This is a genomic window from Streptomyces sp. NPDC002889 (assembly GCF_042888425.1).
Lineage (GTDB): Bacteria > Actinomycetota > Actinomycetes > Streptomycetales > Streptomycetaceae > Streptomyces.
The window spans coordinates 13,013-31,768 of record NZ_JBIAPT010000008.1; the positions used below are offsets into that span (position 1 = coordinate 13,013).

The 18,756-nt window shown below is 69.5% G+C and carries 16 protein-coding genes, 1 tRNA gene and 1 pseudogene; 11 read left to right on the forward strand and 7 right to left on the reverse strand.

The window, feature by feature from the left end; translation table 11 throughout:
- Positions 1 to 100: 100 nt before the first annotated feature.
- Both ACFYWI_RS13495 and ACFYWI_RS13500 read left to right on the forward strand, forming a co-directional pair.
- Positions 101 to 1,654, forward strand: a complete 1,554-nt coding sequence (locus ACFYWI_RS13495) for a PP2C family protein-serine/threonine phosphatase (protein WP_389230150.1) — start codon at positions 101 to 103, stop codon at positions 1,652 to 1,654.
- A 141-nt stretch (positions 1,655 to 1,795) separates the two neighbouring features.
- Positions 1,796 to 3,283 (forward strand): aminopeptidase P family protein, encoded by a 1,488-nt coding sequence (locus ACFYWI_RS13500; protein ID WP_389230153.1) that lies wholly within the window; start codon positions 1,796 to 1,798, stop codon positions 3,281 to 3,283.
- A gap of 32 nt (positions 3,284 to 3,315) precedes the next feature.
- Here ACFYWI_RS13500 and ACFYWI_RS13505 read toward each other — a convergent pair whose 3' ends face one another.
- Positions 3,316 to 3,780, reverse strand: coding sequence for an ATP-binding protein (locus ACFYWI_RS13505; protein ID WP_389230156.1), 465 nt, complete (start codon positions 3,778 to 3,780; stop codon positions 3,316 to 3,318).
- Between the two features lie 230 nt (positions 3,781 to 4,010).
- Between ACFYWI_RS13505 and ACFYWI_RS13510 the strand changes: the two genes are divergently transcribed.
- The 9 genes from ACFYWI_RS13510 (at position 4,011) to ACFYWI_RS13550 (ending at position 13,800) form a co-directional block, all read left to right on the forward strand.
- A complete protein-coding gene (locus tag ACFYWI_RS13510) occupies positions 4,011 to 4,808 on the forward strand; it encodes a hypothetical protein (protein ID WP_389230159.1) in 798 nt (265 codons plus the stop codon).
- Positions 4,809 to 4,909: 101 nt separating this feature from the next.
- Positions 4,910 to 5,650, forward strand: coding sequence for a YcnI family protein (locus ACFYWI_RS13515; protein WP_389230162.1), 741 nt, complete (start codon positions 4,910 to 4,912; stop codon positions 5,648 to 5,650).
- Positions 5,651 to 5,686: 36 nt separating this feature from the next.
- Positions 5,687 to 6,391: an SCO family protein gene (locus ACFYWI_RS13520; protein ID WP_389230166.1), complete on the forward strand. Its 705-nt coding sequence runs from the start codon at positions 5,687 to 5,689 to the stop codon at positions 6,389 to 6,391.
- Between the two features lie 20 nt (positions 6,392 to 6,411).
- Positions 6,412 to 6,834 carry a copper chaperone PCu(A)C gene (locus ACFYWI_RS13525; protein ID WP_389230930.1) on the forward strand — a complete coding sequence of 141 codons (423 nt, stop codon included), beginning with the start codon at positions 6,412 to 6,414 and terminating at the stop codon, positions 6,832 to 6,834.
- Between the two features lie 23 nt (positions 6,835 to 6,857).
- A complete protein-coding gene (locus ACFYWI_RS13530) occupies positions 6,858 to 8,795 on the forward strand; it encodes a copper resistance CopC/CopD family protein (RefSeq protein WP_389230169.1) in 1,938 nt (645 codons plus the stop codon).
- A gap of 7 nt (positions 8,796 to 8,802) precedes the next feature.
- On the forward strand, positions 8,803 to 10,032 hold the full coding sequence (gene efeB, locus ACFYWI_RS13535; protein WP_389230172.1) for an iron uptake transporter deferrochelatase/peroxidase subunit: 1,230 nt from the start codon (positions 8,803 to 8,805) through the stop codon (positions 10,030 to 10,032).
- Between the two features lie 78 nt (positions 10,033 to 10,110).
- Complete coding sequence (gene pheA / locus ACFYWI_RS13540) at positions 10,111 to 11,046, forward strand: prephenate dehydratase (RefSeq protein ID WP_389230175.1); 936 nt, start codon at positions 10,111 to 10,113, stop codon at positions 11,044 to 11,046.
- A 646-nt stretch (positions 11,047 to 11,692) separates the two neighbouring features.
- On the forward strand, positions 11,693 to 12,991 hold the full coding sequence (gene serS, locus ACFYWI_RS13545) for a serine--tRNA ligase (protein WP_389230177.1): 1,299 nt from the start codon (positions 11,693 to 11,695) through the stop codon (positions 12,989 to 12,991).
- Positions 12,988 to 13,800: an HAD family hydrolase gene (locus ACFYWI_RS13550; RefSeq protein ID WP_389230180.1), complete on the forward strand. Its 813-nt coding sequence runs from the start codon at positions 12,988 to 12,990 to the stop codon at positions 13,798 to 13,800. Before serS ends, ACFYWI_RS13550 begins: the two co-directional genes overlap by 4 nt.
- 19 nt (positions 13,801 to 13,819) lie before the next feature.
- Here ACFYWI_RS13550 and ACFYWI_RS13555 read toward each other — a convergent pair.
- The 6 genes and pseudogenes from ACFYWI_RS13555 to ACFYWI_RS13580 all read right to left on the reverse strand — a co-directional run bounded on the left by ACFYWI_RS13555 (position 13,820) and on the right by ACFYWI_RS13580 (position 18,529).
- A tRNA-Ser gene (locus tag ACFYWI_RS13555) sits at positions 13,820 to 13,906 on the reverse strand.
- Positions 13,907 to 14,234: 328 nt separating this feature from the next.
- A pseudogene (locus ACFYWI_RS13560) lies at positions 14,235 to 14,690 on the reverse strand (hypothetical protein); the annotation flags it as partial.
- 272 nt (positions 14,691 to 14,962) lie between these two features.
- The gene (locus ACFYWI_RS13565) at positions 14,963 to 15,682 is read right to left on the reverse strand and encodes an ABC transporter permease (protein WP_389230183.1); all 720 of its coding nucleotides are present in this window, start codon (positions 15,680 to 15,682) and stop codon (positions 14,963 to 14,965) included.
- 24 nt (positions 15,683 to 15,706) lie between these two features.
- On the reverse strand, positions 15,707 to 16,618 hold the full coding sequence (locus ACFYWI_RS13570; RefSeq protein WP_389230186.1) for an ABC transporter ATP-binding protein: 912 nt from the start codon (positions 16,616 to 16,618) through the stop codon (positions 15,707 to 15,709).
- 49 nt (positions 16,619 to 16,667) lie between these two features.
- A complete protein-coding gene (locus tag ACFYWI_RS13575; protein ID WP_389230189.1) occupies positions 16,668 to 17,567 on the reverse strand; it encodes an ABC transporter permease in 900 nt (299 codons plus the stop codon).
- Complete coding sequence (locus ACFYWI_RS13580; RefSeq protein WP_389230933.1) at positions 17,564 to 18,529, reverse strand: ABC transporter ATP-binding protein; 966 nt, start codon at positions 18,527 to 18,529, stop codon at positions 17,564 to 17,566. The genes ACFYWI_RS13575 and ACFYWI_RS13580 overlap by 4 nt, the downstream gene beginning before the upstream one ends.
- Positions 18,530 to 18,756 lie beyond the last annotated feature (227 nt).

The window sequence follows — 18,756 nt, forward strand, 5'->3', positions numbered from 1 at the left end:
CCCATGCCGAACACCCTCAGCAGACCGCAATCAACCGCCATAGGGAGCATTTTTCGGCCAAGTTAGCCGTCCCTCAGACACCACTGATCCCACCGGGACAATGCTGGACATCACCTTACGTGTGCGTGTACATGTGGATGCATTGATAGCGGCGCAGAATGACATGGGGGTTTGCGATGCTATTGAGCGAAACGCGGCTGCCGGAAAGCCGGCTGCCATGAGCGCCCCTCACCTGCCGAAAGTGGCCGGAATCGATTCAACGGTCTCCGGTCCCACGCACACTGCCGCCGCTGCCGGACCGCTGCCTTCCGTCCCGCCCGCACCGGGCGCGGTGATTCAGGACCGGCTGGCCGGCTGGGTCTCCGACCTGACCACCCTCCACGAACTGACGGAGCGACTGGCCCGAACCGCCTCACTCGACGAGGCGCTCGATGAACTCCTGCACGCCGGAGCCGCGCTGGTCGGCGCCCGGCGCGGCATGGTCGTCCTCGAACCGTCCCTGGGCCCCGTGCGCGACGACTCCTTCGAAGGCGCCGGCAGCCGCTCGCTCGCCAGAGGCCTCGGCCTGACCCACGCCGACCTCGGCCACATCGAGACCGTCCCTCGCAGTGCGACCGCGTACGGCAGGATCCTGGAAGGCCTCCCCGCTCGAGCAGGGCACCCCGGGCATTGCGCCGTTCCGCAGCCCGTCGCCCACCCCGATCTGCTCGGCGACCCGGCACTCGACCCCCGGCACCGCGAGGTCGCGATCCGCCTGGGGTACGCCGCCAGCTACACCCTCGCGCTCGCCACCGAGGAGTCCGGCACGCTCGGCGCGGCCGTCTGGATGTACGACGAGCCGGCCACCCCCGGGGAGCGTCAGTGCCATCTCGTCGGCCTCTACATGCGCTACGCCACCGAGCACCTGGCCCGCATGCTGGAGCTGGAGCACGCCCGCGCCACCGTGGCGACCGTCGCCGAGGAGCTGCTGCCCAGTCGGCTGCCCCGCCTTCCGGGTGTCCAGCTCGCCGCCCGGCACCGCACCGGCCCGCGCGGCGGCGGCGACTGGTACGACGCGCTGCCGCTGCCCGAGGGCGCCCTGGGACTCGCGGTCGGATCGGTCAGCGGGTCCGGGCCGAGCGCACTGGCGGCGATGGGCCGGCTGCGCGCGTCCCTGCGGGCGTACGCCGTGATGGAGGGCGAGGACCCGGTCGCCGTGCTGTCCGATCTGGAGCTGCTGCTGCGCCTGACCGAGCCCGCCCGTACCGCTACCGCGCTGTTTGCGTACGCCGAGCCGGCCGCCCGCAAGATCGTGCTGGCCGGGGCCGGGCACACCCCGCCGCTGGTGGTCGGCGAGCGGCGTACCGAGTTCGTCGAAACGTCGCTGTCGGCTCCGCTGGGGATGCTCGCCTGCTGGGAGGCGCCCAGCGTGGAACTTTCTCCGGAGCCGGGAGAAACGGTGCTGCTCTATACCGACGGACTGCTGCGGCGCACCGGCGACTCCATGGACCGGGCATTCGCCCGGCTGCACTCGGCGGCCGCGAGCACGCCGAAGGCGGCCCGCAGCGATCCGGCCGCGATCGCCGACCACGTGCTGCGCACCATGCTGCCGGACGGCCTGGACCAGAGGGACAGCGGCGAGGACGTCGTCCTGCTAGCCGCCCGTTTTGACTGATTACCAACTGGTATCTCCCACTCCCGGAGCCGCCTTTCCGTCGCACATACGATGGAGGGGTCACCCCTGCCCGAAAAGCCCGACCGGCAAGCAGGGGTCCAATGTCGTATCGGACAAGGCCGAGAGGCCCAGGAGGCAGACGTGGCCGAGGAGCTCACCCCGGCAGAATCCGATCTCGCTGCTACCGCAGCGGGCCCGGAAGAGGAAGAGCAGCCGATCAAGCAGCGCAAGAACGGCCTGTACCCGGGCGTGTCCGACGAGCTGGCCGAGAACATGACGACGGGCTGGGCCGACACCGAGCTGCACGGGCTCGAGCCCCTCGCGCAGGCCGAGCAGACCGCCGCCCGTCGTGCCGCGCTCTCGGCGCGCTTCCCGGGCGAGCGGCTGGTGATCCCCGCGGGCAACCTGAAGACCCGCTCGAACGACACCGAGTACAGCTTCCGGGCCTCCACCGAGTACGCGTACCTGACCGGTGACCAGACCGAGGACGGCGTCCTGGTGCTGGAGCCCACGGGCGACGGTCACGAGGCGACCATTCATCTGCTGCCCCGCTCCAACCGCGAGAACGGCGAGTTCTGGCTGTCGGGCCAGGGCGAGCTGTGGGTGGGCCGCCGCCACTCCCTCGCCGAGGCCGAGCAGCTGCTCGGGATCCCCGCCGACGATGTACGCGAGCTGGCCGGCTCGCTGCGCGAGGCGACCGGGCCCGTCCGCGTCGTACGCGGTCATGACGCCGCCATCGAGGCCGCGCTGACCGACAAGGTCACAGCGGAGCGCGACGAGGAGCTGCGGGTCCACCTCTCCGAGGCGCGCGCCGTGAAGGACGAGTTCGAGATCGGCGAGCTGCAGAAGGCGTGCGACTCCACCGCGCGCGGCTTCGAGGACGTCGTCAAGGTCCTGGACAAGGCCGAGGCCACCAGCGAGCGCTACATCGAGGGCACGTTCTTCCTGCGTGCCCGCGTCGAGGGCAATGACGTCGGTTACGGCTCCATCTGCGCCGCAGGCCCCCACGCCACCACCCTCCACTGGGTGCGCAACGACGGCCCGGTCCGTTCCGGCGAGCTGCTGCTGCTGGATGCCGGCGTGGAGACCCACACCCTCTACACCGCCGACATCACGCGCACCCTGCCGATCAACGGCCGGTTCACCGAGCTCCAGCGCAAGATCTACGACGCGGTGTACGAGGCCCAGGAGGCCGGTATCGCGGCGGTCAGGCCGGGTGCCAAGTACCGCGACTTCCACGACGCCGCGCAGCGCGTGCTCGCCGAAAAGCTCGTCGAGTGGGGTCTGGTCGAGGGCCCGGTGGAGCGCGTGCTCGAGCTCGGGCTTCAGCGTCGCTGGACGCTGCACGGCACCGGTCACATGCTCGGCATGGACGTCCACGACTGCGCCGCCGCGCGCACCGAGGCGTACGTCGACGGCACGCTGGAGCCGGGCATGTGCCTGACCGTGGAGCCCGGTCTCTACTTCCAGGCCGACGATCTGACGGTGCCGCAGGAGTACCGCGGTATCGGCGTCCGGATCGAGGACGACATCCTGGTCACCGAGAACGGCAACCGGAACCTCTCGGCGGCGCTGCCGCGCCGGTCCGACGAGATCGAGACCTGGATGGCCGCCCTCAAGCAGGGCTGACGCGCCGCACGGCACAAGGGAGGGCTCGCTGCTCAGGAAACCCTGAGCAGCGCGCCCTCCCGCCATTTGAGGATCTTGTCGAAGCTGACCACTGCGCCGTGCCCCGGGCGATTGCGGACATGCACATGGTCGGCGAGCTGCTCGATCAGACAGAGCCCGCGGCCGCTCTCCGCCGTGGGCGGTGGCGCCGTCGCGTCACCCGGCCCGTACGGCCCGCCGCACGGGACGGGAAAGCCCGGTCCCGAGTCCGCCACCTCGATACGGCACTTCTCGCCGTCCAGATACGCCGTGACCCGGTACGCGGCAGAGGCTTCGCCGGAGTGCAGGTCACCGCCGTGCTCCACCGCGTTCGCACACGCCTCGCTCAGGGCGACCGAGAGATCGTAGGAGATGTCCGGGTCCACGCCCGCGGTCTCCATGGTGCCGAGCAGAAGCCGCCGCGCGAGCGGGACGCTCGCAGCCTCGCGCCGCAAATGGAGTGACCACCAGATGCTCATGCTCCAGCCTCCCGGCCGCGGCTCGACATACCGATACGTATTGCCCCTCCACACGGTCCGTAAGCACACCTTTGATGTGATACCCCTCATTCGGCGGATGCGCGATGCTGCGGACCCGGTGTATGACAGCGCCCGGAATACGTAATTCAGGGCGCTGTCCATGTCGGCAAAGGGGATCTTCCGGACCTGCCGTACGGTCGCCGATGACGCAGTGCGATGATGACCCGGCCATGTCGTCCCCTTATTGCGCACGTTGTTGCGCACGCACCGGAGCCGGTCTGCGGCTGCTGCGGGCCGCGGTGTTCACCGCGGTCTGTGTCGTGCTGTCCGGGACGGGACATGTGCTGGCCGCCTGCGCGGCCGTGCCCTGGTGGACCCTGACGCTCGGCTTCGCCGGGGTGTTCGCCCTGGTCGTGCCGTTCGCGGGCCGGGAGCGTTCGCTGCCGTCCATCGCCGGAGCGCTGGCCGTCGGACAGCTCGCGCTGCACACCCTGTTCGTGATCGGGCAGCAGCACCTGCGGCTCGCACCGACGGCGGACGACACGCTCATCAGAATGGCTGCCAAGCTGGCCTGCGGGGCGGGTGCGGCGTCCATGACGCCTGCCGACGCCCGGCGCATCGTCACAATGGCCGGCCTCGACCCGGCCGCACAGCATGCCGCCCACACCCACGTCGCCGAGGCAGCTGCCGTGCCCGGTCTGGTGCCCAGCCTGCCCATGGTGCTCGGGCATCTGCTGGCCGCGCTCGCGACCGGTGTACTGCTGCGCCGCGGGGATGCGGCACTGCTCCGCCTGATGCGGCTGTCGGCCGACTCGGCCCATGAGGTCGCCGAAGTGGCGTGGCTGCGCGCGCTGCGGTCCGCCCTCGTACTGCTGCGTACCCTGCGCGCGGGTCTGGTGGACGTCCCGGAGCCGGTTCTGCGCCCGGTACCGGCGGCGGCCGGCACCCCGGCGCCGACGGCGGCGGGGGAGGAACTTGCGCACACGGTGATCAGTCGCGGGCCGCCGGCCGTGGTTCTCGCAGCCTGACGCGACCCACTCGACAGGAGTGGTGTCGCGGTGCCCGCGCACCCCTGTGCCCGGCACACCCCCTCTCCTTGCCCCTCCTCACCGTGGAGTGTTCCCCTCTCATGAACGTTTCCCGCATCGCGCTCGCCACCGGTCTCGCCGCCTCCTCCGTGCTGCTGTTCTCCGGCTCGGCCTTCGCGCACGTCAGCGTGCAGCCGCAGGGAGAAGCGGCCAAGGGCAGCTACGCCACCGTCAACTTCAAGGTCCCCAACGAGCGCGACAACGCCTCGACGGTCAAGCTCGAGGTCAGCCTGCCGACCGATCACCCCCTGGCGTCCGTGATGCCGCAGCCGGTGCCGGGCTGGAAGGTCGAGGTCACCAAGTCCACGCTGGACAAGCCGCTCGAGCTGCACGGCAAGCAGATCACCGAGGCCGCCACCAAGGTCACCTGGACCGCGGACGGTTCCAAGATCGCCCCGGGCCAGTTCCAGCAGTTCCCGCTCTCGATCGGCCAGCTGCCCGAGGACGCCGACCAGTTGGTCTTCAAGGCCGTCCAGACGTACGACAACAAGGATGTCGTCCGCTGGATCGAGGAGCCGAAGGAGGGCGGCGAGGAGCCCGAGTCGCCCGCGCCCGTACTGAAGCTCTCGGCCGCCACCGGGGACCACCACGGCGGCGGTGCGGCAGGCGCGGCCGCAACGGACGACAAGGGCGACGGCACGAGTGCCGACCACCACGACGAGCCCGCCGCCTCCTCCGCGGGCAGTGACACGACCGCCCGCGTCCTGGGCGTCGTCGGCATCCTCGTCGGTGCCGCCGGTGTGGCCTTCGGCGTCCTGGCCGGCCGCCGTCGGTCCGCCTGACCGGCCGCTCCGGGCCCTTCCGTGAAAGAGAACCTGATGCACAACCCGAAGAACGACGAGAAGCCCCGCCGCAGCCGGCGCGCCCCGCTGGCCGTGGCGATCGCCGGCGCGGCCGCGTTCGCGGTCGCGGCCGGATTCGCCCTCGCGCAGGGCGGAAACGACGACGCCTCGAAGGCACCGGTCGGCGAGGTCTCGACCGAGCCGGCCGCCAAGGCCGCGACCGTCCTCACGCAGCCGTTCACCAAGCCGGACCTCGTGCTGACCGACACCCGCGGCAGGAAGTTCGACCTGCGGGAGCAGACCAAGGGCAAGCCGACGCTGATCTACTTCGGCTACACGCACTGCCCCGACGTCTGCCCCCTGACGATGAGCAACATCGCCATCGCCATGAAGGAGCTCCCCAAGGCCGACCGTGACAAGCTCCAGGTCGTGTTCGTCACCACCGACCCCGAGCGGGACACCCCGGCCGAGCTCGCCAAGTGGCTTCCCAGCGCGGGCGATCCCTCCTTCATCGGACTCACCGGCGACTTCCCGACCATCCAGGCGGGGGCCCGCCAGATCGGCATCGGCATCGACCCGCCGATCAAGGAGAAGGACGGCAAGTTCGTCTCCATGCACGGTGCCCAGGTCATCGCCTTCTCCCCGAGGAACGACGCGGGCTACGTCCTGTACGGCGAGGACACCAGGGCCGAGGAGTACGCCGAGGACCTCCCGAAGCTGATCAAGGGGGAGAAGCCGTGATACGCCGCGCCCCCCTCGCCATGGCCATGGCCGTCACCGCGAGCCTGGCACTGGCAGGCTGCTCGGCCGGCAGCGAACCCGAGTTGAAGGTCAGCGGGGCGTTCATGCCCCAGCCCGTCGGCGACATGGCCGCCGGGTTCCTGACCGTCGTCAACAACGGCGGCGCGGGCGACAAGCTCACCGCCGTCACCAGCGACATCTCCGACGACGTCACGATCCACGAGACGACCGACCAGAAGATGCGCCAGGTGCCGGCCTTCGACGTCCCCGCGGACGGCTCGCTCGACCTCGAACGCGGTGGCAGCCACATCATGTTCATGGCGCTCAAGCAGAAGCCGAAGCAGGGCCAGAAGGTGTCCGTGGAGCTCCACTTCGAGAAGTCCGACCCGATCACGGTTGAGCTTCCCGTCAAGGAACCCACGTACAACCCGAAGCACCACTGAGCACCGAGGGGATCGACCACGCCATGACAGCCACCGCCCCGCGCTTCGGGCCATCTCCGGTCCGGCTGCTGCTCGCCGCGGCCGTGATCGTCGGCACGCTCCTCGGCGCACTGCTCGCCGGCGCGAGCCCCGCGTCGGCCCATGCCGCACTGACCGGGAGCAACCCGAAGGACGGGGCGGTGGTCGCCACCGCTCCCAAGGAGGTCACGCTCACCTTCTCCGAGCAGATCGCCATGGGAGACGACTCGATCCGGGTCCTGGAGCCCAGCGGCAAACGTGCCGACAAGGCCGAGGTCCGCGAGCTGGGCACCGGCGGCAGCATCGTCTACGGCGTCCATCTGAACGCCGGACTGCCCGACGGCACCTACACGGTGGCCTGGCAGGCCGTCTCCGCGGACAGCCACCCCGTCTCGGGAGCCTTCACCTTCTCCATCGGCGCGCCCTCGAAGACCACCGTCGCGCTCCCCGACCAGCAGGCAGGCGGCGGAGTCGTCGGCTTCCTCTACGGGGTCGCGCGCTACGCCTCCTACGGCGGCTTCATCCTGCTCGCCGGCGGCGCGGCCTTCGTACTCGTCTGCTGGCAGCGCGGCGCCGGCGTACGAGCCGTACAGCACCTGGTCGTCCAGGGCTGGGTCACCCTCACCGCGGCCACCTTCGCGATGCTGCTGCTGCGCACCCCCTATACCGGTTCGGGCAGGCTCGCCGACACCTTCGACCTCGGGGGCCTGCGGGACGTACTGGAGACCAAGACCGGCGCGGCCCTCGTCTCCCGGCTGCTGCTGCTGGGTGCGGCCGCGCTGTTCATCGCCGTGCTGTTCGGGGCATACGCGAAGCGCGAGGACGAGCGGGAGAAGAAGGACCTCACCTTCGGCCTGGCCGTCGGCGGCACGGTCGTCGCGGCGGGGGTCGCCGCAACCTGGGCGCTGTCCGAGCACGCTTCCACCGGTGTCCAGCCGGGCCTTGCGATGCCGGTGGACGTCCTGCATCTGCTGGCGGTCGCGGCCTGGCTCGGTGGTCTCGCCACGCTGCTTACGGCCCTCTTCCGTGGTCCGTCCATCGAACGCACGGCGGTACGGCGCTTCTCCACGGTCGCGTTCACCAGCGTGGTCGTGCTCGCCGTGACCGGGATCTACCAGTCCTGGCGGCAGATCGGCTCCTGGTCGGCGCTGACCGGGACCTCGTACGGGCAGTTGTTGCTGCTCAAGGTAGGGCTCGTCGGCGTCATGGTCGCCGTCGCCTGGATCTCCCGAAGGTGGACCGCGCGGCTCGCCGAGGTGCCGGAGGCCGAGTCCGAACAGGTCGAAGAGGCCGCAGAGGCCGAAGAGACTGGTGAGGCCGAAGCAGGCGAGGCCGAGAGCGATGTGGCCGAGGCCGGTCAGGACCCGGCGCGTGCCGCCCAGCTCGCCCGCCAGAAGGTGGCCGTGGCCACGGCCGAGCGGAGGCGGGTACGGGAATCCGACGCCGAGCGTTCCGGACTGCGCCGCTCCGTACTGGCGGAGACGGGTGTCGCGGTGGTCCTGCTGGCCGTGACGACCGTACTCACCGCCACCGAGCCGGGCCGTACGCAGGAGGCGGCAGCCAAGGCAGGCGCCACCCCGGCCGCCCAGGAGGCTCCCCCCGGCCCCACCGAGATCAAGCTGCCCTTCGACACGGGTGGTCCACGCGGCAGGGGCACCCTGCGGCTGAGTCTCGACCCCGCACGCTCCGGCGCCAACGAGATGCAGGTGCGGGCCGAGTCCCCGGACGGAAAGCCGCTGGACGCCCCCGAGCTGAAGGTGTCCTTCACCCTGAAGGCGAAGCAGATCGGCCCGCTGCCGATCACGCCCGACCGCATTACCGCAGGACACTGGAGCGCCGGCGCGGTCCAGATCCCGATGCCCGGCACCTGGCAGGTCAAAGTGACCGTACGGACCTCCGACATCGACCAGACGACCGTCGAGAAGAACATCAAGATCGGCTGATCCACCCGTGAGTGACAACGACATCTCCCGGCGGCGCCTGCTCGGTGCCGCCGGCGCGGCAGGTGCCACCGGGCTCGTCCTGGGCGCCGCAGGCGGAGCGGCTGCGTACGCCGCCGCCGATGACACCCCCACCGCACTGACCGCGGTCGGCTCCACCGGCATCGCCTTCCACGGCACACACCAGCCCGGAATCACGGACCCGCTGCAGTCCCACGGTCATCTGATCGCCTTCGATCTCACCGCCGGTGCCGGGCGTAAGGAAGCCGCCGCGCTCATGCGGCGCTGGTCCGCGCTGGCGGCCGAGCTGATGGCGGGCCGCACGGCCCCCGACGGCGACACGGGCATCGCTCTGGATGCCGGCCCGTCCTCGCTGACCGTCACCTTCGGGTTCGGTCGCACCTTCTTCGACCGTACGTCCCTGGTGGCGCAGCGGCCGCGGGAGCTGGACCCGCTGCCGCCGTTCTCCTCCGAACACCTGGATCCGGGCCGTTCGGGGGGCGACCTGTGGGTGCAGATCGGCGCGGACGACGCGTTGGTGGCCTTTCACGCGCTGCGCGCGATCCAGAAGGCGGCGGGCGAGGCGGCCCGGGTGCGCTGGCAGATGAACGGCTTCAACCGTTCGCCGGGGGCCACCGCCCGGCCGATGACCGCACGCAATCTGATGGGGCAGGTCGACGGCACCCGCAATCCGAAACCGTCGGAACCCGACTTCCAGCAGCGGATCTTCGTGCCGGACGAGTCCGGGCACGGATGGATGGCGGGGGGCTCGTACGCCGTCGTACGCCGGATCCGGATGCTCCTCGACGACTGGGAGAAGCTCTCCCTGAAGAAACAGGAACAGGTCATAGGGCGACGCAAGGCCGATGGCGCTCCGCTGACCGGCGGATCCGAGACGACGGAGCTCGCGCTCGACGCGACGGGCCCGGACGGGAAGCTCGTCATTCCCGACAACGCCCACGCCCGTATCTCCGCCCCGGAGCAGAACGGCGGGGCGGCGATGCTGCGCAGGCCGTTCTCCTTCCATGACGGGATCGGGCCCGACGGCACTCCCGACGCCGGGCTGCTCTTCATCTGCTGGCAGGCCGATCCGCTGCGCGGCTTCGTACCGGTGCAGCGCAAGCTCGACCGGGGCGACGCGCTGTCGCCCTTCATCCGGCACGAGGCGAGCGGGCTGTTCGCGGTGCCGGGCGGGCCGAGGAAGGGCGAGTACGTGGGGCAGCGGTTGCTCGAGGCGTAGGCCGCGCGGTCATGGGTGGGCGACGGGGTGACCCGGCGGCGCGAATCACGGATGCGTACGGCCCATTAGGGTGACGGTATGTCGGCCACGCGCTTCACCTATCTCGGTCCCGAGGGCACCTTCACCGAAGCCGCCCTGCGCACTCTCCCGGAAGCCGCCACCCGCGAGCTCGTCCCGATGGTCTCCGTGCCCACGGCGCTCGATGCCGTGCGCAACGGGGAAGCCGCGGCCGCCCTCGTGCCGATCGAGAACTCCGTGGAGGGCGGTGTCACCGCCACCCTCGACGAACTGGCGTCGGGCGAGCCGTTGATGATCTACCGCGAGGTGCTGCTGCCCATCGCCTTCGCCCTGCTGGTGCGCCCCGGTACCAAGCTGTCGGAGGTGAAGACGGTGACCGGCCATCCGGTCGCCCAGCCGCAGGTGCGCAACTGGCTGCGGGCGAATCTGCCGGACGCCCTGTGGGAGTCGGCGGCATCCAACGCGGACGGCGCGCGGCTGGTGCAGGAGGGACGGTACGACGCGGCGTTCGCGGGCGAGTTCGCGGCAGCCACGTACGGCCTCGAGCCGCTGGTCACCGAGATCCATGACGCGGAGAACGCGGAGACGCGCTTCGTCCTGGTGGGCCGGCCGGCCAGGCCTGCCGCGCCGACGGGAGCGGACAAGACGTCCGTGGTCATCTGGCTGGGCGACGACCACCCCGGTGCGCTGCTGGAACTGCTCCAGGAGTTCGCGGTGCGCGGGGTGAACCTGATGCTGATCCAGTCCCGCCCGACGGGCGCGGGCATCGGCAACTACTGCTTCGCCGTCGACGCCGAGGGCCATATCTCGGACCGGCGCGTCGGTGAGGCGCTGATGGGGCTGAAGCGGATCTGCCCGAAGGTGCGCTTCCTCGGTTCATATCCTCGGGCCGGAGTGGCGGTGGCGGACGTGAGGCCGCTGCGGTCCGGAACGTCGGACGCCGAATTCACGGCTGCGTCGGACTGGCTGGCACGCTGCCAGGACGGCCGGGCCTGAGGCATTCCGCCGTTTCCTTCCCCTTTTCCTGCCGCTCGCCCGTCACCCCCCGGGCCGTTCCCGGCTGTTCCCCTTCCGGTCCTACCTGCAGATTTTCGTTATCCACAGGAGTTGTCCACAGGCACGCATCTCGACCTGGGGACAAGTCGACAACGCAATGCCGCATGGTCGACAAATCGCCCCACCAATCCCACTTCCGTCCACAGCGGCCCAGGTCGGCTCCTGTCCGCCACTGTCACCTCAATTCCATTGATCAACTCTTTGGAGCGAGGAATTCCCACCCGAATGAGCGCGTGGGGTGGGTTTGGGCTGGGAATCCTTCGCTCCGCATGCGCCTTTCGGAATGATCACTTCCGCAATCCACAGCCCCCCCACACAGGCTGTGGATAACTTTCGGGGAGCGACACACCCCTGTGGACAAGGGCGGTCAAGTGCCGCCCCCCACACGGTTTGTGGATCTTGATTGAACGAACACGGCCGTGCGGCGCGTGCCCCCTTTTCGCGAATAGGCGGCACACATCGAAGCCGGGCCCGACGTCCGCTCCACGATTCACCCGCCGACTTTACAATTCCGGCAATTCAGACAAAGTGACACGCAAGGCAATATCGGGTGGGTGGCCGGAGTCGGCACCGGTAGCCTGGTGGGGTGATTGACCTTCGCCTGCTCCGTGAGGACCCCGACCGTGTTCGCGCCTCCCAGCGCGCCCGTGGAGAGGACGTCGACCTTGTCGACGCCCTGATCTCGGCCGATGAGCGGCGCAGGTCGTCCGGCGTCCGCTTCGACGAACTCCGCTCCGAGCAGAAGTCGCTCGGAAAGCTCATTCCCAGGGCCACGCCCGAAGAGCGCTCCGAGTTGCTGAAGAAGGCCGAGCAGCTGAAGGCCGACGTCAAGGCCGCCGAAGCCGAGCAGAACGAGGCCGACGAAGAGACCCGCCGACTGCTTCTCCAGCTCGGGAACGTCGTCCACGAGGACGTCCCCGTCGGAGGCGAGGAGGACTTCGTCGTCCTCGAGACGCACGGCACCATCCGCGACTTCGGTGCCGAGGGCTTCGAGCCCAAGGACCACCTGGAAATCGGCGAGGCGCTCGGCGCCATCGACGTCGAACGCGGCGCCAAGGTGTCGGGCTCGCGCTTCTACTACCTGACCGGCGTGGGCGCACTGCTGGAGCTCGCCCTCGTGAACGCGGCGATCGCGCAGGCCACCGAGGCCGGCTTCACCCCCATGCTGACCCCGGCGCTGGTCCGCCCGCGCGCCATGGAGGGCACAGGCTTCCTCGGCCAGGCCGCGGAGAACGTGTACCACCTGGAGAAGGACGACCTCTACCTGGTCGGTACCTCCGAGGTCCCGCTCGCCGCGTACCACATGGACGAGATCATCGACGCCGACAAGCTGCCGCTGCGGTACGCGGGCTTCTCGCCCTGCTTCCGCCGCGAGGCCGGCACGTACGGCAAGGACACCCGCGGCATCTTCCGCGTCCACCAGTTCGACAAGGTCGAGATGTTCTCGTACGTCGCCCCGGAGGACGCGGAGGCCGAGCACAAGCGTCTCCTGGAGTGGGAGAAGCAGTGGCTGACCAGCCTCGAACTGCCCTTCCAGGTGATCGACGTCGCCACCGGTGACCTCGGCGCTTCCGCCTCGCGCAAGTACGACTGCGAGGCGTGGATCCCGACCCAGGGCAAGTACCGCGAGCTGACCTCCGCCTCGAACTGCGACAGCTTCCAGGCGCGCCGTCTGTCCGTCCGCCTGCGCGACGGCAAGAAGGTGCAGCCACTGGCGACGCTGAACGGCACGCTCTGCGCCGTACCGCGCACCATCGTGGCGATCCTCGAGAACCACCAGCTCGCCGACGGTTCGGTGCGGGTGCCCGAGGTGCTGCGCCCTTACCTGGGGGGCCGGGCCACGCTCGAGCCGCTGAAGAACGGCCTGAAGCCGACCTCCAAGTGAGTCCGGCCCTCTTCCCGTACAAACTCGTCGCAACCGATCTCGACGGCACGCTGCTGCGTGGTGACGAAACGGTCTCCCGGCGCACGCGCGACGCACTCGCCGCCGTCACGGCGGCGGGCGCCGCGCACATCGTCGTCACCGGGCGGTCCGTGCCGTGGACCCGCCACATCCTGGACGACCTGGGGTACGACGGACTCGCGGTGTGCGGGCAGGGCGCGCAGGTCTATCACGCGGGCGAGCACCGGCTGCTGACGTCGGTGACGCTGGACCGGCAACTGGCCGGCCTCGCGCTCGCCAAGATCGAGGCGGAGATCGGGCCGCTGGCACTGGCCGCGAGCCGCGACGGGCTCGAGGGCGAGGTCCTGGTGGCCCCCGGCTACCGGGTACAGGAAGGCCCGCTGCCGGTCATGGCGATCGACGACCCGGCCGAGCTGTGGTCCGCGCCGGTGAACAAGGTGTACATCCAGCATCCGGCACTCGACGACGACGCGCTCACGAAGGCGGCCAGGCAGACGGCCGGCGCACTGGTGGACGTGGTGATGGCGGGTCAGGGCATCGTGGAGATCCTGCCGCTGGGGCTCAGCAAGGCCACCGGGCTCTCGCTCGCCGCACGCCGCCTGGGGCTCCGGGCGGCGGACACGATCGCCTTCGGCGACATGCCGAACGACATCCCCATGTTCGGCTGGGCGGCGCACGGCGTGGCGATGGCCAACGCACACGACGAACTCAAGGCCGTGGCCCATGAGATCACGGCATCGAACGAGCACGACGGCATCGCGGTGATCCTGGAGCAGCTGCTCGGCCGATAGGGCTTCAGCAGGTCATGTGCGGAGGATGCGCGGATCGAACGCGCGCGGGGTCGGTGCCCCGACTACGGCTTAGCAAGCCGGTGCCTTACCACTCGGCCAATCCTCCGGGAGGGGGCGGCCCGCGCAGATGCGCGCTCGAAGCGGCCGCCCCCTGGGCGGCCGCCCGGCGGCCGTACGGAGTGTGATGACTACTCCGCCGCCTGCCGGGTGCCGCCTCGACGGGAGCACGACGGACTCGGACTCGAACTCTCGGTCATCGCCGCGCTCCTCTCCCGGTCGGTGGCGCCGGTCGCACTGATGTGCTGTCCCGGCTCACCTACTGTGCCGGGGTGTGCGATCCAGCGCCACCGAATTATCAGCGGCGCCTGCGGCGACGCAGATCCCTCAGCTGATGGGCGACGTCATCCATCCTGGCGTCCATCCGTCTCATGTCGTCGGACAGTTCGCACAGCCGGTTGTGCGTAGCCCGCGCGCCAGCCCTCTTCGGCGTCGAGGAGGTAGGTACGCACGCGGCGGGCGATGTCACTGTCGCGCAGGAGCATGGCGACGTTGAGCACTGCACGGCGTGGGAAGAGGGTGAGACTGGAGCGGCGCTGTGGATAACTTCCCTCACCCACGGATCAGAGTGACATGTTGTCACTCTGATATTCACGCAGGTCAGAGCAGCGAAGCACCTGCATCCCACTCTCGGCGAGCTCCTCGCGGTGTCGCGACGTCAACTGCCTGATGACGTCTGTGGATACTTCGAAGTACCGCGCGACCCCCTCTGTGGATACGTGCATGCTGTCAGGGAGCAGGGCGAGCGCCTTCACCTTGTCGAGCACCTCGACCCGCCCCGCATGCTCGACGCGCATCGCGCGCGACTCGAGCAGGGCGATTTCCGATGGCATGGGGATGCCTTCCGTTCGTGAACCGTTGCTGGACGGCCCTCTCCCCGGGCACAGGGGTGGAGGTCGGCTCACGGTGCCACTCACTCAATGACCGGCCCGGACAGTGAATTCACCGCCGGCACCGGCAATCCCCGACTTCACGAACGCTCGACGCTACGAACTCAAGTTGCCTCCACGCACGGTGCACAACGAGCCGATAAACGTACAGTTACGCGATATGTCTCGGCCCCCGCCGATCAGGGCAGGGGCCGAGGAGTCAGCGGATCGCCGACTCACTCCTCGCCGGCCAGCTTGAGCCCCCGCAGCTTCTGGCCCGCATACCACGTCGCCACGACGGTCACCCCGGCCAGCAGCGCCGACGCCAGCGGAAGACCGACGTCCGAACTGACCATGCCCTCGCCCGCGACGTTCTCGGCGAGCGACAGCGCCCACTGCTGGACGCTCAGCGTGCGTGCCCCGGCCACCAGGCTGCCGAAGAGGGTCTCCCACACCAGGGCATAGACCAGTCCGATGACCACCGCATGGCGGCTGACCGTGCCCAGCAGAAGGAACAGCGCACTGTAGGCGATCGAGGCGACGAGTGTCGCGACGGTGTACGCCACCGCGACCTGCTGGCCGTTGCCGTTCAGGATCATCCCCGCGATGAACGTGGGGATGGCGGAGAACGCCATGGTCACGGCGATCGCCACGGTCAGCTTGGTGACGATGATCGTCGGCCGCTTCACCGGCTTGGCCAGCAGATAGACGATCGATCCGTCGTCGATCTCCGGTCCGATGGCTCCCGTACCGGCGATGACACCGATCAGCGGCACCATCGTGGCGAGCGCGAAGCCGCCGAGCACATCGGCGGCGACCTGGTCGTCGACGCCGTTGAGGGCACGCACCGCGCCCGCGATCACCAGCAGGAGGGCGGGCAGCACGAAGAGGATCGCGGCCCGGCGACGGCCGAGCAGGGCCCGGTAGGTGAGCCGGGCGACTGTGGGGTCGTACATCGCTGACAGCTCCTTTCAGGCCGCTCAGGCCGCTACGAGGTAGGAGAAGACGGACTCGAGGGACTCGTCGGACGGCGATACCGTCAGCAGCCGGATGGAGTGCTCACGCGCGACACGCGGCAGCAGCTCGGTGAACCGGCCGAAGTCGACGGCCTGGATGCGCAACGCTCCCTCGGCGAGGTCGACTTCGATCCCTGCCGTGGAAGGGTCGGCGATCAGGGCCGCGGCCAGCGCACGGTCGTCCGACGACCGCACGAGATAGCGGTGCGGGCGGTCCGTCATCAGCCGGCGGATCCTGCGGAAGTCCCCACTGGCCGCGTGACGGCCGGCGACGATCACCTCGATGTGGGAGGCGAGCTGTTCGACCTCCTCCAGGATGTGGGAGGAGAACAGGACCGTACGGCCCTCGGCGCCCATGCGCCGCAGCAGGTCCATCAACTGCATGCGCTGACGCGGGTCCATGCCGTTGAACGGTTCGTCGAGCAGCAGCACGGACGGCTCGTGCACCAGCGCCGAGGCCATCTTCACGCGCTGGCGCATGCCCTTGCTGTAGGTGGCGATCTTGCGGTCCTGCGCGTACTCCATCTCGACCGTGGCCAGCGCCCTGTGCGCCTCGGCCTTGCCCAGGCCGTGCAACTCGGCGTTGGCTACGACGAATTCGCGGCCGGTGAGGAAGTCGTACATCGCCTCGCGCTCGGGGACGATGCCGATGTGCCGGTAGATCCGCTCGTTGCGCCAGATCGGCTGTCCGTCGAGGGTGACCGTGCCCGTCGAGGGCGCGAGGAAGCCGGCCATCATGTTGATCAGCGTCGACTTGCCCGCGCCGTTGGGGCCGAGCAGGCCGGTGACGCCGGGCCCGATGGACATCGTCACGTCGTTGACAGCCACCACATTGCCGAACCAGCGCGAGGTGTGCTCGATGTGGATAGTGCTCATGGGCGCAGCCCAATCCTTAGAAGGGTGGTGGTGGGCGACAGGGGGGTGGTCACAGCCCGACCTTCCGGTAGCGGCGCATCAGGACGGCGTACGAGCCGGCGATCAGAGCGAGGACGACCAGCAGATAGACCGCGCCCGCGGCCGCGCCCGGCGCCGCCTGCTCACCGCCCGGGAATGCGGAGGAGGCGCCGAGGAACGCGGTCTGTACGCCGTCGATCAGCGTGATCGGCGAGAAGAGGCCGAGCCACTGAATGGCGTCGACGTTGTCCGTCCCGTACGCGATCCCCTGGAGGGTGGAGACCGCTCCGTAGGAGATGGTGAGGGTGGCGATGACCGCGGCGACACCGAATCCGCGACGCGGGGTGAGCGCGGCCAGCACCAGGCCGATTCCGGCGAAGAGGAGCGAGAAGAGGGCCACGGAGACCAGTCCCTGCGCGAATCCCTTGGTCTGGTGGGCGAAGTCGAACTTCGCCAGCAGCGAGCCGATGTAGAGGATCAGCAGCGGCGTCGCCGTGAGGACGAAGAGTGCCGACGCCATCGCCGCGTACTTGGCGAGGACGTAGTCGGCACGCTCGATGGGCCGTGAGAAGTACAGCGGAATGCTCTTGAACCGCAGATCGCGGGAGACGGACTGGGGGGCCTGGGCGGCCAGGAAGAGTCCGATCAGCGCCTGCATGACGATGGCGAAGCGCGTGTACTTCAGCACCAGGTCCGTCTGGTTCGGTACGGCGATGGCAACGGACACGATGATCGCCGCGACCAGGCACATGATCCCGAAGAGGATCATCGGCAGCACCTTGGACTTGGCGCTGCGCCCCAGTCCGTACGCGCCCCGCAGCGACTGCGAGTAGAGCGAGCGGCGTGCATAGGCGCGGCCGAGGCGCGCTCCGTCGTAGTTGCGGTATCCGATGTTGTGGATACGTGTCGTCTCGGGGGTCTGCGTGCTCATCGGGCCGGCACCTCCATGGGCTGGGCCGCGGCCTGTGGGCGGAAGACCTCCGCGATGTGGTGGCGGCGCTGTTCCATCCGTACAAGACCGAGGCCGAGGTCGGCCACGGTGTCGCGGACGAGGTCGTACGTCTGGTCGCCGCTCGCCTCCAGCAGCAGGATGTGGCCCGCGCCGGGCAGCCCGTCCTCCACAGCAGCGTGCAGGGTCACGCCGGCCGCGACGAGGGCCTCGCGCAGCGCGGCCGTGCCGTCGGGGTGCGTGTCGGAGTCGGTGACCTCGACCGCGAGGGTCGCGGTGGTCTGGGTGAAGTCGCTGGTGGAACTGGAGCGCAACAGGGCGCCGCCGTCGATGACGACGACATGGTCGCAGGTGCGCTCGAGCTCACCGAGCAGATGCGAGGTGACAAGGACGGAGATGCCGAAGTCGGTGTGGATCCGGCGGATCAGACCGAGCATCTCGTCGCGGCCGACCGGGTCCAGTCCGTTGGTCGGCTCGTCCAGAAGCACCAGCCGCGGGTCGTGGACCAGGGCTTGCGCGAGCTTGACGCGCTGCTTCATACCGGTCGAGTAGCCGCCGATGGGGCGGTAGCGCTCCTCGTACAGACCGACGTGGCGCAAGGTGTCCGCGGTGCGCTCGCGGGCGGCCGCCGGGGGGAGCCCGGACATGCGCGCCATATGGACGACGAACTCGGTGGCCGAGACGTCTGGCGGCAGGCAGTCGTGCTCGGGCATGTAGCCGACGCGCTCACGGATCTCGGAGCCGCTGGTGGCGACATCGAGTCCGAGCACAGCGGCCCGGCCCTCCGTGGCGGGGGACAGCCCCAGCAGGATCTTGATCAACGTGGACTTGCCGGCTCCGTTGGCGCCCACCAGGCCGGTCACACCGGGGCCGATGTCCAACGAGAGCCGGTCAAGCGCGGTCACCCTCGGGAACCGCTTGCTCAGGCTTTCGGTCGCGATCACAGTCACACCTCGAAGGTAGTGGCGCACGACACACGTGGCGTCAGCCCTGCGGCCGGATCCATGTCCGACTCCAGAGGTACGGACCCGTAGGGGGTCTGCGACCAGAGGCTGGTACCGGTTTTCCACAGGCCGTGCACGCCTCTTGACGCAGCCGTCGGGCATTGTCACATTCATCAGTGTCAAGTTACGAGTGCGCACCGCTCACGGGACGGGGTGGCATGACCTCA

What these genes read in the sequence shown, in the direction of transcription:
- ACFYWI_RS13495 (WP_389230150.1), top strand. Translation starts at nt 101, where the DNA reads ATGCTGGACATCACCTTACGTGTGCGTGTACATGTGGATGCATTGATA.
- ACFYWI_RS13505 (WP_389230156.1), bottom strand. Translation starts at nt 3,780, where the DNA reads ATGAGCATCTGGTGGTCACTCCATTTGCGGCGCGAGGCTGCGAGCGTC.
- ACFYWI_RS13510 (WP_389230159.1), top strand. Translation starts at nt 4,011, where the DNA reads ATGTCGTCCCCTTATTGCGCACGTTGTTGCGCACGCACCGGAGCCGGT.
- ACFYWI_RS13515 (WP_389230162.1), top strand. Translation starts at nt 4,910, where the DNA reads ATGAACGTTTCCCGCATCGCGCTCGCCACCGGTCTCGCCGCCTCCTCC.
- ACFYWI_RS13520 (WP_389230166.1), top strand. Translation starts at nt 5,687, where the DNA reads ATGCACAACCCGAAGAACGACGAGAAGCCCCGCCGCAGCCGGCGCGCC.
- ACFYWI_RS13525 (WP_389230930.1), top strand. Translation starts at nt 6,412, where the DNA reads ATGGCCATGGCCGTCACCGCGAGCCTGGCACTGGCAGGCTGCTCGGCC.
- ACFYWI_RS13530 (WP_389230169.1), top strand. Translation starts at nt 6,858, where the DNA reads ATGACAGCCACCGCCCCGCGCTTCGGGCCATCTCCGGTCCGGCTGCTG.
- pheA (WP_389230175.1), top strand. Translation starts at nt 10,111, where the DNA reads ATGTCGGCCACGCGCTTCACCTATCTCGGTCCCGAGGGCACCTTCACC.
- ACFYWI_RS13565 (WP_389230183.1), bottom strand. Translation starts at nt 15,682, where the DNA reads ATGTACGACCCCACAGTCGCCCGGCTCACCTACCGGGCCCTGCTCGGC.
- ACFYWI_RS13570 (WP_389230186.1), bottom strand. Translation starts at nt 16,618, where the DNA reads ATGAGCACTATCCACATCGAGCACACCTCGCGCTGGTTCGGCAATGTG.
- ACFYWI_RS13575 (WP_389230189.1), bottom strand. Translation starts at nt 17,567, where the DNA reads ATGAGCACGCAGACCCCCGAGACGACACGTATCCACAACATCGGATAC.